At 48.0% G+C, this 15,450-nt stretch carries 10 protein-coding genes (1 of these 10 only partly in view); 1 reads left to right on the top strand and 9 read right to left on the bottom strand.

What is annotated here, in order from left to right; all coding sequences use genetic code 11:
• Positions 1-325: 325 nt before the first annotated feature.
• Positions 326-1,213, top strand: a complete 888-nt coding sequence (locus V8Z93_RS06060; protein ID WP_439432686.1) for an Rpn family recombination-promoting nuclease/putative transposase — start codon at positions 326-328, stop codon at positions 1,211-1,213.
• A gap of 619 nt (positions 1,214-1,832) precedes the next feature.
• On the opposite strand, the gene glmM is transcribed toward V8Z93_RS06060, so the two are convergent.
• The 9 genes from glmM to V8Z93_RS06015 all read right to left on the bottom strand — a co-directional run.
• The gene (gene glmM, locus V8Z93_RS06055; RefSeq protein ID WP_439432685.1) at positions 1,833-3,224 is read right to left on the bottom strand and encodes a phosphoglucosamine mutase; all 1,392 of its coding nucleotides are present in this window, start codon (positions 3,222-3,224) and stop codon (positions 1,833-1,835) included.
• 34 nt (positions 3,225-3,258) lie between these two features.
• A complete protein-coding gene (locus V8Z93_RS06050; RefSeq protein WP_439432684.1) occupies positions 3,259-3,969 on the bottom strand; it encodes a DUF4827 domain-containing protein in 711 nt (236 codons plus the stop codon).
• A gap of 170 nt (positions 3,970-4,139) precedes the next feature.
• Positions 4,140-5,174, bottom strand: coding sequence for a DHH family phosphoesterase (locus V8Z93_RS06045; RefSeq protein WP_439432833.1), 1,035 nt, complete (start codon positions 5,172-5,174; stop codon positions 4,140-4,142).
• Positions 5,175-5,189: 15 nt separating this feature from the next.
• Positions 5,190-6,101, bottom strand: coding sequence for a nucleotidyltransferase (locus V8Z93_RS06040; RefSeq protein WP_217764702.1), 912 nt, complete (start codon positions 6,099-6,101; stop codon positions 5,190-5,192).
• Between the two features lie 254 nt (positions 6,102-6,355).
• Positions 6,356-8,755 carry a BamA/TamA family outer membrane protein gene (locus V8Z93_RS06035; protein WP_439432683.1) on the bottom strand — a complete coding sequence of 800 codons (2,400 nt, stop codon included), beginning with the start codon at positions 8,753-8,755 and terminating at the stop codon, positions 6,356-6,358.
• Between the two features lie 2 nt (positions 8,756-8,757).
• Entirely contained in the window at positions 8,758-13,470 is a 4,713-nt protein-coding gene (locus tag V8Z93_RS06030; RefSeq protein WP_439432682.1) for a translocation/assembly module TamB domain-containing protein, read from the bottom strand.
• Between the two features lie 125 nt (positions 13,471-13,595).
• A complete protein-coding gene (locus tag V8Z93_RS06025; protein ID WP_203051776.1) occupies positions 13,596-14,264 on the bottom strand; it encodes an RluA family pseudouridine synthase in 669 nt (222 codons plus the stop codon).
• 27 nt (positions 14,265-14,291) lie between these two features.
• On the bottom strand, positions 14,292-15,050 hold the full coding sequence (gene fabG, locus V8Z93_RS06020) for a 3-oxoacyl-[acyl-carrier-protein] reductase (protein ID WP_089544922.1): 759 nt from the start codon (positions 15,048-15,050) through the stop codon (positions 14,292-14,294).
• Between the two features lie 117 nt (positions 15,051-15,167).
• Positions 15,168-15,450 carry the final stretch of a TetR/AcrR family transcriptional regulator gene (locus tag V8Z93_RS06015; RefSeq protein ID WP_203041789.1) on the bottom strand. The gene runs 314 nt beyond the window's last position, so only the last 283 of its 597 coding nucleotides appear in the window; its start codon lies off the right edge, out of view — the gene reads right to left on this strand; it ends in the stop codon at positions 15,168-15,170.

The following is a 15,450-nucleotide window of genomic DNA, read 5'->3' as shown; positions in this document are numbered from 1 at the left end:
ATATTAAGATATTTTAAAACAATAGGTACTTCAAACCATGAAAACAGGCAGCACGAAACCACCATACAGCCATATTATCCACCGAACGGGAACTAGAACACGACGAAGGGTCTATACGCCCACCTATCATCGTGGCATATAGACTTACTGCTCCCCACTTTGTCCAGAGCTATTGTCTATACGCCACCTTTTCATCGTGGCATATAGACCCTTGTCCTGTCACATAAAAAAACGCAATCTCTTACTTTTTCTGTAACTTTTCACAGAAAACTCTTGCAGGTTTGAAAATAAAGTCGTAACTTTGCGCTAGAGAATTTTAAAACAGATGGTTATGAAGTACTTAGATCCTAAGGCAGACCTCACGTTCAAGAAGATATTCGGCAATCACCCTAAAAGACTGATCAGCCTTCTGAACGCACTCCTGCCACTCAGCGAAGAAGAGCAGATACACGAGATAAAGTATCTGCCTACAGAACTAGTGCCCCAGCTCGAAGGGGGCAAAAACACCATTGTGGATGTACTCTGCACCGACGTCAGAGGCAGGAAGTTCTGCGTGGAAATGCAGATGGAATGGTCTGATGCATTCCAGCAGCGAGTACTTTTCAATGCATCCAAGCTCTATGTGAGTCAGGCTAAAAAGGGCGGAAAATACAGCGAACTGCAACCAGTGTATTCTCTCAACCTGATAAATGATATCTTTGCGCATGATACTCCCGATTTCATCCACAACTACCGCATCGTGCACGATAAGGACAGCAATAAGGTCATCGAAGGCTTGCATTTCACCTTCATAGAACTCCCTAAGTTCACTCCTCATTCCATTGCCGACAAGTGCATGATGGTATTGTGGCTCCGTTTCCTCACAGAAATTAATTCCAATACGAAGGATATTCCTGCCGATTTGCTTAATGATCCGGAGATAGGAAAAGCCGTAGAGGAGCTGGAGATTTCCGGTTTCTCGGATGCCGAACTCAGAGCCTACGACAAGTTTTGGGATTCCGTAAGCGTTGAAAGAACCCTCATAGATGACAGCTACCAGAAAGGTAAGGAAAAAGGAATTGCTGAAGGTATGGAGAAAGGTAGAGCAGAAGGCAAACATGAGGCCAACACAGAAACAGCACAACGATTGCTGGCAATGGGACTTTCTGCCGAACAGGTTGCCAAAGCTACCCAGCTGTCTTTGGAAATCATTAAGAATCTGAGCAATTCATAAAAAACAGAAAGCGGAGATGTAGATTACGAATATCACCATATAATCAAGGGTCTATACGCCACCTGTTCATCGTGGCATATAGACCCTTGTCGTTTTCCCGCGATAGTGCCCAAAAACAGTCCCAAACGTTGGGCACTCTATGCCCATGGTGTGGGCAACCAGTGCCCAGCACATGGTCTTTCGATGCCCAGTACATGGTCTCTAAGTGCCCATGTAACGGGCATCAAGAGACCATGCCCATGGACCTTATTTAACTGAAATAGTAGACACTTCTCTACTTTTATTCCTGCTTTTCTAGACATAAATTCCCCGAATGGGTAGTTTATGATACTTCCATGAGACTTTAATGATACTTCTTGTAAAAGAATCAGAAAAGTCTCATTTTTATATCTTACTATCAATCAAATAATTACATCATTACCAACTCTCAAAAATGAGACTTTGAGACTTTTTCTCACAAAAAACTTTTTTAACCTGTACGGTTAAAACGGGCTGAAAGCCCAAAAGCTAATGTGATTACGAATATCACCATATAATCAAGGGTCTATACGCCACCTGTTCATCGTGGCATATAGACCCTTGTCGTTTCCCGTGAAAAACGGGAGATTATATATGTATCTTACTGCATATCATAAACCACCTGCATGAGCTTCTTGCCCAGCTCATCAGCCTGCTCCATGGTAGAAGCCTCGCTGTATACGCGGATGATTGGCTCGGTGTTACTCTTGCGCAAGTGAACCCACTTATCAGGGAAGTCGAGCTTCACACCGTCGATATCGGTAACGGTGACATCCTTCTCCTTACCATACATCTCCTTCACCTTGACGAGGATAGCATCTACATCGGTAGAAGCAGTCAGGTCGATGCGGTTCTTGGCGATGAAGTAGTTAGGGAAGCTGGCACGAAGTTCGCTCACCTTGCAGCCCTTGTGAGCCAGACTACTCAGGAAGAGAGCGATACCAACGAGGGCATCACGACCATAGTGGCTCTCTGGATAGATAACTCCACCATTGCCTTCGCCACCAATCACAGCGTGAACATCCTTCATCTTGGTAGTTACATTCACCTCGCCTACGGCTGAAGCGCAATATGAACCACCATGCTTCTCGGTTACATCACGGAGCGCACGGGTTGATGAAAGGTTGCTTACGGTGTTACCTGGAGTCTTGCTCAATACATAATCAGCTACACTTACCAGGGTATATTCCTCGCCAAACATCTTACCATCCTCGCAGATGAATGCCAGGCGGTCAACATCAGGGTCAACAACGATACCCATATCATAACCACCCTTCTTCAACTCGTCCATGATACCACCGAGGTTCTTCTCCAATGGCTCTGGATTGTGAGCGAAATCACCAGTTGGCTCCCCATTCAGGAATGTATATTCTACGCCAAGTGCATTGAGCAACTCAGGGAGAATGACACCACCCACAGAGTTGATGGCATCAACGCAAACCTTGAAGTGAGCGTTCTTGATAGCCTCAACATCTACGAGTTTCAATGCAAGCACTGAGTCGATGTGACGCTTGTTGAAGGTATTATCCTCTGTATATTTACCAAGGTTGTCAACATCAGCATACTCGAAGTCTTCCTTCTCTGCGATGCTCAACACCTCATTACCGTTAGCTGCTGTAAGGAACTCACCCTTCTCGTTGAGAAGCTTGAGGGCGTTCCACTGGCGTGGGTTGTGAGAAGCAGTGATGATGATACCACCAGCCGCACCACTCATGGTAACAGCCAACTCGGTGGTAGGAGTAGTAGCCAAGCCGATGTTCAACACATCGTAGCCCATACCCATCAAGGTGCCACAAACCACATTCTTCACCATCTCGCCAGAGATACGTGCATCACGACCTACTACGATGGTGTTGCTCTTAGAAGCACCGCTACGACGGATGAAGGTAGCGTATGCAGAAGTAAACTTGACAATGTCGAGCGGATTCAATGTATCGCCCGCTGGACCGCCGATTGTTCCACGGATACCAGAAATTGACTTAATCAGTGTCATAAATATATCTTTTAAAGTTAATAGTCACACTATATTATCTGCCTCGCTGCAAGGTCATGTCGTAGAGGCAGGCATAAACGCTTCCAGAAGCGGCTGTGGTGCCGTATGAATGAGGAACCAGGATACGCACATGGGCTACATGCTCGCTATCTGTCTTAGGACGACCAATCTTCACCCAGCTGAACGGAATCAACCAGCCGCTTGGCACGGTACCACTGGTACCATAATAAGTGCTGCTGTTATATGTGGCAGCCATCAGACTGTTGGATGTATCGAAAGAGCCTGTGAAGGTTCCCGAGTTGTTGGTTACGCTCATCTTGTCGAGCATATAGGAATAAACCACGGTATTGTTAGTCAACTGCAATGACTCATTGCAGATGGCAGCCTTAAGACCCAAGTTGTACTCATAGAAACGGACGAGCACATCGGTGGTTTCACCCTTCTGGATATAATCGCCGCAGCCCATGTCCAACACCTGCATGTAGATACCATTACTGTTGAAGAGTACATACTCGTTGTTGTTCTTGGAAGTATCAGTAAGAACCACGCTATTGTCCTTCTGCTTCTTTTCCCAACGACTCTTGAACTCTTCCTCAGAAATCACCTTCACATTCTCGTGGCGCAGGAAAGAGCTGATAGAGTCCAACTCGCGGTCACGCTGCTCCTTATAAGTCTCCGTATCATTACATGCGGCAAGCGAGAAAAGAGCCGCAAAAGCCATTATAGCAAATAAAAATTTCTTCATTATTATTATAAAAATCTGATTTATTCGGCAAAGGTACAAAAAAGAAAAGACAACACCGAGAGGAAGAGGACGATTTTATTATTATTTATCACTTATTATCATCCTGACACCCCTTTCAGCGTTGTTTTCTTATTTTTTAAGCTATTTCTAACGAAAAAACAAAAGCATTCCTACTTCAATAAATCAGCAAAAGCCAGAATGGCTTTCTGTGCTATCTTCTCTGCCTCCTCGATGCTGCAAAGCAACTTGCCACCCGAAGCATTGCGATGGCCACCGCCATTGAAGAACTGCTCTGCCATCTTGTTGCATGGGAAATCATCCACCGAACGGAGACTTACCAACACGCGGTTGTCAATATCCGTATCCTCACGAAGAGAGATGGAAAGCTTGTGGCCCTTGATGGTAAGCGGCACATTCACCAGACCCTCCAGGTCGCCCTTGATGAAATCATACTGCTTCAGTTCCTTGCGGGTTACCGTATAGTAACTGGCATGGAGCGACTCGATGACCTGCAGTTTCTCGTTCATCAGATGACCACGGAATCTTACTGCAGATACACGGGCATTGTTGAAGACATTGCGATAGATCTTATCCTTGTCGATGCCCTTGGTAAGGAGCTGGCAGATGATATAGTAGATATCCGGATTAGAGGAATTATAGGTGAATCCACCCGTATCCGTCATCATACCGCAGTAAACGCAGGTAGCCCAGGTCTTATCCAACTCAGGGAAACCGCCCAACTGCCATATTACCCGGAATACCAACTCGCTGGCACTGCTGGCATGCGGATCAGAAATCTTCAGATCCACCTCCAGGTTAGGAGCCAGATGATGGTCTATCACCACTTTCCGGGCCTTGCATCCCATCAGCACAGGGTCCATCTCGTCGAGACGACCCACACTTCCGAAATCAAGACAGCACACGAGGTCGGCCTCATCAAAGACCTTCTGCACCTGCTCTGGACGCTTGTCATAGCGCAGAATATCACCACATCCCGGCATCCAGGAAAGGGCATCAGGAATCATATCAGGCACACAGATGACAGGAGCCTTGCCCAGAGAACGCAAATAATAGGCCCATCCCAGGGACGAACCGATGGCATCACCATCCGGCGACTTATGGGCGCAGATGACAATATGCTGAGAAGCCGCTATCATCTCACGGAGAATAGCGGCTTCCTGATCTGTTATCTTATTTAAATTGATATCCATCTACTTGAATTAGAAGAGCTTGTTTGGATATACACCCTCGTCGATGAGGCTCTGGATCTTGTCAACCACGCTCTGACGGTCAGCAGCGTAAGTTACACCAAACCACTTGCTTGTTGTATCGAGCACCTTCACGGTAGATGTACCCTCGTTGATGAGCTTGTTAACCATCAATGGGATAAAGAACTCAGCCTTCTTGTTCTCCATGTTCTTAGGATCGCTCAAGAACTCCTTGAAGTAAGCCTCGCTGTGATCGAAGTAGTCTGGAGTGAAGCCCCATACATTCATGGAAACAGGAGTATTGTCGCCGATGGCAACCCACTTGCCTTCCTCGTCCTTGTAAGAAACCTCACCGTTGATACGCATAATCTCGGTGCGCTCTACACAAGTAGTCAGGTTCTCGTTCTCATCCTTAGAGCAGATACCACGAGCCACGGTACCATTCTCGCTCAGGGTGTTACCTACGCGGAAACCTACCATAGCATACTTGTTGGTGCTACCCTCTGGAAGCTCAGAGAGGAACTTACCGATAACCATGAAGCAGTCACGGTTGTAGAAGTCATCACAGTTGATAACGCAGAATGGCTCCTTGATGATGTCCTTAGCCATCAACACTGCATGGTTTGTACCCCATGGCTTCTCACGACCTTCTGGTACGCTGAATCCTTCTGGCAGATCGTCCAATGCCTGGAAGCAAAGCTCTGCAGGGATATGACCCTCGTACTTAGAGAGGATTTTCTCACGGAACTGATCCTCGAAATCCTTGCGGATAACGAAAACAATCTTTCCAAAACCAGCCTGAATAGCATCGTAGATGCTGTAGTCCATGATTGTCTCACCATTTGGGCCCAGACCATCGAGCTGTTTCAAACCACCATAACGGCTACCCATTCCAGCAGCCAAAAGCAATAATGTAGGTTTCATATAATCTTTTTTTATTTAATAGTTGATAGTTTATATCTTAAACACTGCAAAAGTAATAAAAAAAACGCACCTAACGACAAGTTTTCCTACTTTTTTTTGATTTATACCAACATTTAAATGTTTTGTGGAGATTTACACGCTAAAATTGGAGGCTTTTGCCCTTTCAGGGCGCATTATTATTGGCCTTCAAGACCCAGGGCGATGCCCTGGGCTAGGTGCTTCTGCCCTTTCAGGGCGTGTGGGGCAAACTTGCTTTAGAATGGATAACCCACGGCAAGATGAAGACTCTGGTTCTTCTTGAAGCTTGGGATATTGTAGAATCCGCTCTTGCCGGTATCATACGGCAGATGCAAACCGATACCCCAATCCACACGCACCACAAACATGCCCATGTCGTAACGGATACCCAGACCCGTGCCCACGGCAAGCTGCTTATAGAACCTGTTGAACTTGAATGCCTCATACTCCGAGAAATCGGCATCCTTCATCCATACGTTTCCGGCATCCAGGAACAAGGCGCCATAAAGGTCGCCCCAGATTTTAGGACGATACTCCAGGTTTGCCTGCAACTTGATGTCGCCCGTGCGAAGGATGTTGGCATACTTGTTTCCTACGGCACTGTAGTTCTGCTCTCCCGGACCAACGCCACGCACATTGAAGGCACGGATGCTGTTGGCACCGCCCACATAGAACATCTCGGTATAAGGAGCCGTATCGGAATTGCCATAACTCCAGATAACGCCGCCGTTCAAATGTCCCACCAACGTAGAGTTCTCGTTGATACGCCAGTATTTCACGAAATCTGTCTCCACCTTGAAGAACTGGGAATACTCGTTCTTAAAGAGCGTCTTGCCCTCCTTGTTCCATTTCCTGCCACTGGCAAGATAACCCAGCGACAGGATGTTACCCGCCTCACTCACCGTGGTAGACCATACGATAGGACTGCGGTATTTCTGCGCACTGCGATAGGTATAGGTGTAACTCATCTTAGGCACAAAGCGGTCGGCCATCGTAGTTGCGATATACGTATTGTTTGCCAGGATACTGTCAAACTTTGCCGAAGAGGAGTTCATATACTCATACGAGAGAATCAGCGGACTGAACGAATGGCGATGCTGATAGGAAGTGGCCCAATCGTAGGTCAACTCGCCTCCAGCCACATGTCTGCGGAAATAGCCGGCACGGTTCAATACGTTCATGGATGCCTTCACCGTGGTGGTTGGAGTACCGTAATATCTGCGTGGGATGTGTCCCCTGCGAAACCTGCGCTCGTTCTGCGCCATGGTGCGGAAGGCATTCCAAGGCGTGATGATGCTTGGGAAGGATACGGAGACATCTGAACCGAACTCATAGGAATTGATCTTGTTAGAACTGCCGCCCTGTCCGGTGATGGTCTGCCACTCGTGCGCTCCATGAAAGTTGATATCCAGTTTCTCTCCTCCACGGAAGGCATTGCGCTTGGTTAAACCCACCACGAGCTCCGGTCCTACTCTACCCGTGGTCTTGCCCTTGGCATTCGCCTCGATATAGAAATCGTATGGCTTGTCGAACACCAGGTCGATGTTGGCATCCAGGGTATCGCAATATTGCACATTTCCCAAACTATCCAAGGTCTGGGTAGATCGGGGCACAAACTGCAGGTTGGTATAACTGAAGAGTCCCATCGACTGCAATCCTGCCTTCGCCGTGGTCTCATCATCCACCATATAGAGCTTGCGTGGTCGCAGCTTCAGCTCGCGGAGCACCACACCTGCACGAATCGGCATCTTCTTGCCTGCATACCGGAAGCTCAGATATCGACGCACGAAGGAATCGGTCATCTCCTCCATAAACTGTTTCTTGAAGTTGATGTTGATGTTGCCGATATACCACTGTCGCTTGGCTTCCGGTTCGATGCTGTCAACCATCGAGAGTCGCACATTCACCTTGCCCGGCACATTCACCGTATCGGCAAGATAGGAAGCATAACTGTTCTGATAGAAATAATAGCCATGATTACGGAAAAGTCGGGTCAGTCGCTGGCGCTCCTGCTCCAGTTTCGAGACATTGAAAGGACTACCCTTTCTGATAAGCGCCTGCGACATGGTGGAATCGATGAGTTGCCTGCCATGCTCCGGGAAATTGAGATAAGCTACGGAATCCAGGCGCCAGAGATGGCCCATATCAACCTTATAAGCCACCTTTGCCTCCTTCGGATTGCTCTGGGTCTGCACCTCATAATCCACCTTTCCATTGAAATAGCCGTATTTATCTAACTGGTGCTCAGCCACCTGCGCACGCAACTGCGGATTCACATTCTCCATCAGCTTAGGCTTGGATCCGAACACCTTGGTTATCCATCGGGAAAGTCCATTATCCGATGGCGAGAAAGCATTCCATATCCACAGACGCACCGGGAATGGGGTGCGGTAATAGCTGCTACCCATAAAGGCACCCGTAGGAGCGGATGCCAGGGCATACTCCATCTCCTCCTTCACAGAGTCGGCATAGCTGTTCTCCTCGTAGTTGGTATATTCGATAGGCTTCAATCCCGCAAAAAGCTGCTCGCCTTCCTTCAGGGCACTCGTAGAGGAGCACCCCGTAAAGAGGAGGGATGACAGCATCGTGGATGCTGCCATATATATAATAAGGTGAAGTCTATTCTCTTTTCTCATGATTACTTGTTTTTAATTGAATCTTTACTGACGGAATCCCTCTTCATTCTTGAATTCGGCATGAGTTCGGAATCCTGCTTGTCTGCCTTCAAACGGAAGATATCCGTGAACTTCGAGAGCTTTCTGCGCCAGGTGAAACCGGCACCATATTCGCCAATCTGTCCTTCCAGCCAATCGTAGGTGTTTGCGTTGTAGAAGGCACGCACATACATGCTGGCACCTTCGTTCAGACGATACTGCACCTCGACATTGTTGAAGAACGATTCGTTCTTGTTGTAATTCGCATTATCCAACTCGGCTCCCGTAGAAACCTGTCCGCCCACTGTGAAGCTCAGACGATTGTTGAAGAATCGCTTGGCAAACTTGAAGTTGTAGTCGGTATGCACGGAACCCGCCGCATTGGTCTGGTTATCTACCGTCATGCCCACATCGAGTCCGATGCTTCGCATGGCTGTACCTGCGATATTGTTGATTTCCGAATTGAGGAAGGAAGTCAGGGCACTATTCATCGAGAACGAACTCGTTGAACCACTCGCCAGATACATGCCGGATGCCAACATCGTGATGGCTATCTTGCCCCGCTCCTCAACGCTCATCGAATTCAACTCATCCTGCACGGTCTGGTCGTTCGACGCGGAGATGATAAACTGGATGCCCGGCTTTTCCAGAGTCTGACTCAGTTTCACACCACAGATGAAATCCACTGATCGTCCACTGCCCTCACCTTCATTCACGGTGGTCTTGATGTTCTCCGTAGCCGTGATGCTCAAGGTAGGATTGAATGGATCGCCGGTAAACTGGATGTAACTTCCATCCTGGATATCAAAGGTCTTCAGCGGAATGATAGGCAGCGAGTATTTCATCTCGCCATCACTCAGGGTGTATCTACCCGTCAGACGGATGCCATCCACCGTATTATATCTCATCTGCAAGTCGCCACCACCCAACAAATCCACATAGTTGGTCTTCTCTGCATTCAGAGCACACAGGATATGGGCAGACTCATCGATGGAGATGCTCATCAGCATATCGAAACCCTCCAGGGTTGGCTTGGCTACCACCACCTGCTTACCACTCTTGAAATCGGTGAACTTCACCAGTTCTTCCAATTGGGTATCGGTGGTCAACTCCGACTCACGCAGTACGTAGGTCATATCGGTCTTGCCCAACACATCTATCTTACCCATCATCTTCAGATTGTTCAAGGCTCCCTGCATACTGCCATAGAAGTTGACATACGCCTTTCCGAAAGCCTCCGAACGGGCATTCTCCTTGGCATCGATGAGCAGGAAGTTCTGGGCACGCATGCGCACATTGAGTTTCATGTTCTCCACATTCGTGAAATCCAAGTCGCCCTGAATATTCAGCGGACTCTCGTTGTTGGCATACATCATGAAGTTCTCGAAGAGCAGCTTACTGTCGATGATGCGCACTGGGTCATTTGCAAATCGCATGGAGATGCCGTATGGCACACTCACCAGATAAGCAGAATCCAGATATACCTCGCCATCCATATCCAGGTTGCTCAACGCTCCCTTCATGGTCAGCTTGCCTTCTCCATATCCCTTCAGACCCATCAGCTGGTCGGGAATAAAACCGTTGATAAAGTGCAGAGGCAGTCGCTCCAAACCGACTTCGGCATCGAGCTCGCCTGCGCCTCCTGACTTGTAGGTACCCGTAACCGTGGCTACTTCCTCGCCATTATAGGTCAGGATACCATCCACATAGTGCGATCCGTCGCTCTTTGGCATATAGGTGAATTCAGAACCCACATTGCCCATCGGACATTTCTCGTATACCATGTTGTCTATCTTCAGGTTAGAAGATACCGACAACTCATCCTTGGTCTGTATCACGTGGAAGTCACCATCCATGATACCCGAAATATCCGGCATATAAGGAATCACACTCAGCACCTTGTCGAGATTAAACTGGCTCATGCTGACAGTGATATCCTGCAATGCATCTTCGTTCTCATCGTTGGAATAAACACGCATACCCATGCCACCCGACCCTCTCAACACCAGGTTGGCAGATACACGGCCATCGTCAGCCAACATCAGATAGTTATCCTCATTGGCTGTAAATTTCTTGTATCCCAACACCGGATGCGGGTCAATAAGGGTAAGCTTCACACCGTTAGGCTGCAACATGGCAGCCAGACCCACGTCCACTCCCAGGCGGTTATTGGCATCATAGATACGTGCCTTCAGGTTGGAACCCAAATCCTGCACCTCTCCATCCAGCAGGGCACGGAACACATACTGCGGATTATTCCTGTTGTTCTGTATGCGAGCCGAATAGCGGATGGTGTCCGACTGGGTATGAACCGTGGCACGGATGGTATCTATCTGCATGCCGCTGGCCACCAGCGAATCGATGTTGAGATAACCCTCAAGTCCGGCTACAGGAGAAGAATTGAAATCCATCTCCGCCGACTTGAAGTTGTATCCCATATACTGGATGAAGCGCGAGATGAAGTTATTCTTTCCCGTAGTGAGATAGATATGACCAAGCGGGAAACTGTTTCGAATCTTCACCTGGTCAATATGATGGTTCTTGAATTGGGAAACCAGTTCTTTCTTCAATCCCATCACCTGGTCCAGAAGCTTCTCATAGCCACCATGTGCATCCATGTTCAGACGGAAATCGCCACATGCGGCAATGGCATGGGTAGTATCCCTGCTGGTCTTGATATCTACATTCATACCGCCCGGACGATAGATACTGTCTGGCGTACGTATCGTGATATCATCCATCAAAGCCCAAACCTGATGACTGTCCTTCAAGTCAGAATGCATATCAATATGCCCGCAAAGCGATGCTGAAACCGGCTTCTTGGTAACCTGCAACTCATACATATCAGCATGGCGCACGTCGGCTACCAAAGTAGCCTGCAATTTCTTGGTACTAGCCAGGGCATCTACCGAAATCACGCCATCCAGCAGTTCGTTCTTGCTATCCAGCTTGGCGTGAATCTTACCATTGGCTATCTGTGCGCCTGCCAATACATGATGGAGGTTATACTTGCCATAATGCAACTGGCTTGCCTTCGCCTTTGCCACCAATCGGGTTCTTGGCGAGAGGAAGTCGGTGCCCATACCCCTGGCCTCCACATCTCCGGTAAAGGTATAGAGTTCCTGTTTTGGCAGGAAATGCTGCGCATGGATATTGCGCGCATGGATTCTAGCCTGATAAGCCAGGCGATTCATGTCGATACTTCCATCCTTGCGGGTCTTGGCATCGACGGTAGCATCTACCTTCATGCTTCCCCCACCCTCGGTAAGCGCCAGCTTGGCTCCATATTTTGTACCGTCCATCTTCAGATTGCCCTGGATGCCGATGCCGTTTGGTATGCGGATTTCCTGCATCAGCGACGGGTCGAGCATGGCGGTAACCATACCTAAATTATAGGTCTTCGCCTTCAGGTTGATGTTTGCCTTGAAGCGATCCATATCGTGCATATTGGCGATGACGCCATCAGAGGTCAACTGGAAGACGGTTGGCAAATCTATCTTCACTCCCGAGAAAGCGGCACGCTGCATGTTGCCCTTGAAGGTGCCTTCCAGTTTCATCGGATAGTAAGGCCAACGGTTCTTCATTGGTTTCGGCAACGCATCGCCCACGAAGAGGAAGAGGTCTGAACGACCCAGGGATCCCTTCACCTGGGCCATCAGCTTTCCTGGCGCTTTCTCGTCAAAGGCATTCAAATCCATATCTACGGAAGCCTGCAGGTTGGAAACCGGCGTGCGAAGTGCCATATCCAGCAGCTGCATCTTCAACGAATCCATCACAAAGCGGCCAGCAAGCTGGTCTATCTTCAAGCCGCACTTCTCTTTCAGTTTGGCTTCCTTAATCTTGATATCAAGCCTGGAATCACAGAAATAGAAGGAGTCAGCCTTCAATGCCATATCCGAGAAGGCAAGATGGTTGAAGTCCATTCCCGAAACAGGACGCACGTAATTCTGATCGTAGTTCACCCTGCCGTTCTTCCAATCCAGATGTCTTATCTGGTAGAGACCTTTATACAGGTCGAGATAGGTGGTGCGAGCCAACGCATCACCCATGTAAGCATTCACCTGGAGGGTATCTCCAGGCATGTGTAAGGTAAAGTCGGTGTTCTTTAGTTTCAGCTGCTGTATGCTGATTTTCCAGTAGTTGCTGCTTGGCGTGGTATCTGGCGGAACGGTATCGCTGAGTTCCACCGATAGTCTGGCATCTGCTATAAGCGCATGGTTCACGTTCACACGCTCCTTGCCCAGGTCTATGCCATGTGCCTTCAACTGGAGTTTGCCCACATCGCCCTTGATACGGGCCTCGTGGATGAAATTGGTGGTATTCACCTTCATCTTCGTGAAGTTCAGTTCGTCTACCATTACCTGATTACTGAAGAGTGGTAGCAATTGCACATCTACCACCATCTTCTGGATGTCGGCTACGGTATCTTTTCTGTTTCTTAAAGTTAAGTTAGGGCTGTTCCTGAGCGAATCGACTGGTTGCAAAACCTTTACACCTTCCACTCCCAGCTTAAGAGGGAAGACAAGCTTTACTTCCTTTACAGAAATATCCATGCCCGTCGATTCAGAAGCATAAGAAGCTACTTGCTTCACCGCCCAATTCTGTACAGGAGGCAAGTAAAGCAACACAGCCAACAATATGATAAGCAGGAATGGAATCAGAAGTGCCACACCCACCCACTTCGCATACTTCTTCATAAGCATGTTATTTTACTAAAAATATTCAGAACGAATCAACAAGTTAGTATTTGGAGTATGATGAATTCCTAGGGATTCCATCATCTCTGTGAGAATCATGAGAAACTAACTCCCCCCGACATTCATCAAGGGGCGATAGCTCTCCATAAGTTGTCATCTGGCAGAGGAGCCTCCACCACGATGGTTTCCTTCGATACGGGATGCACAAACTCTACCCTGTGCGAAAGAAGCGAGATACTGCCGTCAGCATTGCTGCGAGGGGAACCGTATTTCAGGTCGCCCTTGATAGGGCATCCCATCTTAGCCAACTGACATCTGATCTGATGATGTCTTCCCGTCATCAGGTTCACTTCCAGAAGTGTATAATGATCGGTATGACCTATCACCTTATACTTCAATATCGCCTTCTTCGAGTTCTTCACCTCATGGTCGTAAGCGTAGCTCTTGTTCTGCTTCTCGTTTCTTACAATCCAATGGGTCAATGTCGCCTCGGTCTCCTTCGGCATGTTCTTCACAATCGCCCAATAGGTCTTGTGAACCTCGCCATCCCTGAACATGGTGTTCAGTCGGCTCAGTGCCTTCGAAGTCTTGGCAAACACCACGAGTCCCGAAACCGGACGGTCAAGTCGATGCACCACACCCAGGAATACATTACCCGGTTTCTGGTATTTCTCCTTGATATACTGTTTTACCGTCTCTGAGAGAGGCTCATCGCCGGTCTTGTCGCCCTGCACGATTTCACCACTTCTCTTAGAGACGATAATTATATGGTTGTCTTCGTAAACTACCTGCATGTTGTTGTTAAAACAGATGCCAATAGATTACATGTTCATACCACCGTCGATCTGAATAACCTGACCACTTACGTAGCTAGACATATCAGAAGCGAGGAAGAGACAAACGTTAGCGATATCCTCTGTCTGACCACCACGGCGCAAAGGAATCTTCTTCATCCAGTCCTTACGGATTTCCTCTGGCAACTGAGCTGTCATGGCTGTCTCGATGAAGCCAGGAGCTACAGCGTTGGCACGAACACCCTTAGGACCCAACTCCTGAGCGATAGACTTAGCCAAAGCAATCATACCAGCCTTAGAAGCTGCATAGTTGCACTGACCTGCGTTACCATGAACACCTACCACAGAAGCCATGTTGATGATAGAACCGCTGCGCTGACGGAGCATGATAGGAGAGCAAGCGTGGATAAAGTTGAAAGCAGACTTCAAGTTTACGTTCAATACAGCATCCCACTGAGCCTCAGACATACGGAGCATCAAGCCATCCTTAGTGATACCAGCGTTGTTAACGAGAATATCGATAGAACCGAAATCAGCATGAATCTGCTTCACAGTCTTCTCTGTCTCCTCGAAGTCAGCAGCGTTACCAGCGTACGCACGGCATGTTACGCCGAGAGCCTCAATCTCCTTGCGTGTAGCCTCCAAGCCAGCAGCCATATCATCATTGAGTACGAGGTCTGTGAATGCGATGTTAGCACCCTCAGAAGCAAATTTCATTGCGACAGCCTTACCGATGCCGCGAGCAGCACCTGTTACAAGGGCTGTCTTACCTGTTAATAATCCCATTTCTTTTTGTATTTATTAAATTAATGATCTATTTGAATAATCAATGAATGATCAAATTGTTTTTCTTATGAACGATTGCACAATCGGGAAACATCTATCAACCTTGAACGATTGCGATTACAGTTTCAATCCCGATTTACCCAAGGCGCCATAAACCACCTTGGCAACCAACGGCTTGCTTGCCTCCACATTCATGCCATGTCCCAAACGGCCATAGATGAAAGGTACTTCCAAGCCCTTGATACAATAATGAGTAATGTCGGCAACCAGATCTACATTGTCGATATCAAACTCACATGCATCTTTTCCCTCACGATAGATACGACGGAGGATTTCGATTTCATCCTCATCAAAGTTCTTTCTCACCTTCTCCACCATCCAGATGTTGCGGAAGAATTCA

The sequence above is a fragment of the Segatella copri genome, from assembly GCF_051861805.1.
Lineage (GTDB): Bacteria > Bacteroidota > Bacteroidia > Bacteroidales > Bacteroidaceae > Prevotella > Prevotella copri_M.
Note: the sequence above shows the minus strand (reverse complement) of the source record. Positions and strands in the feature narration are given on the sequence as shown.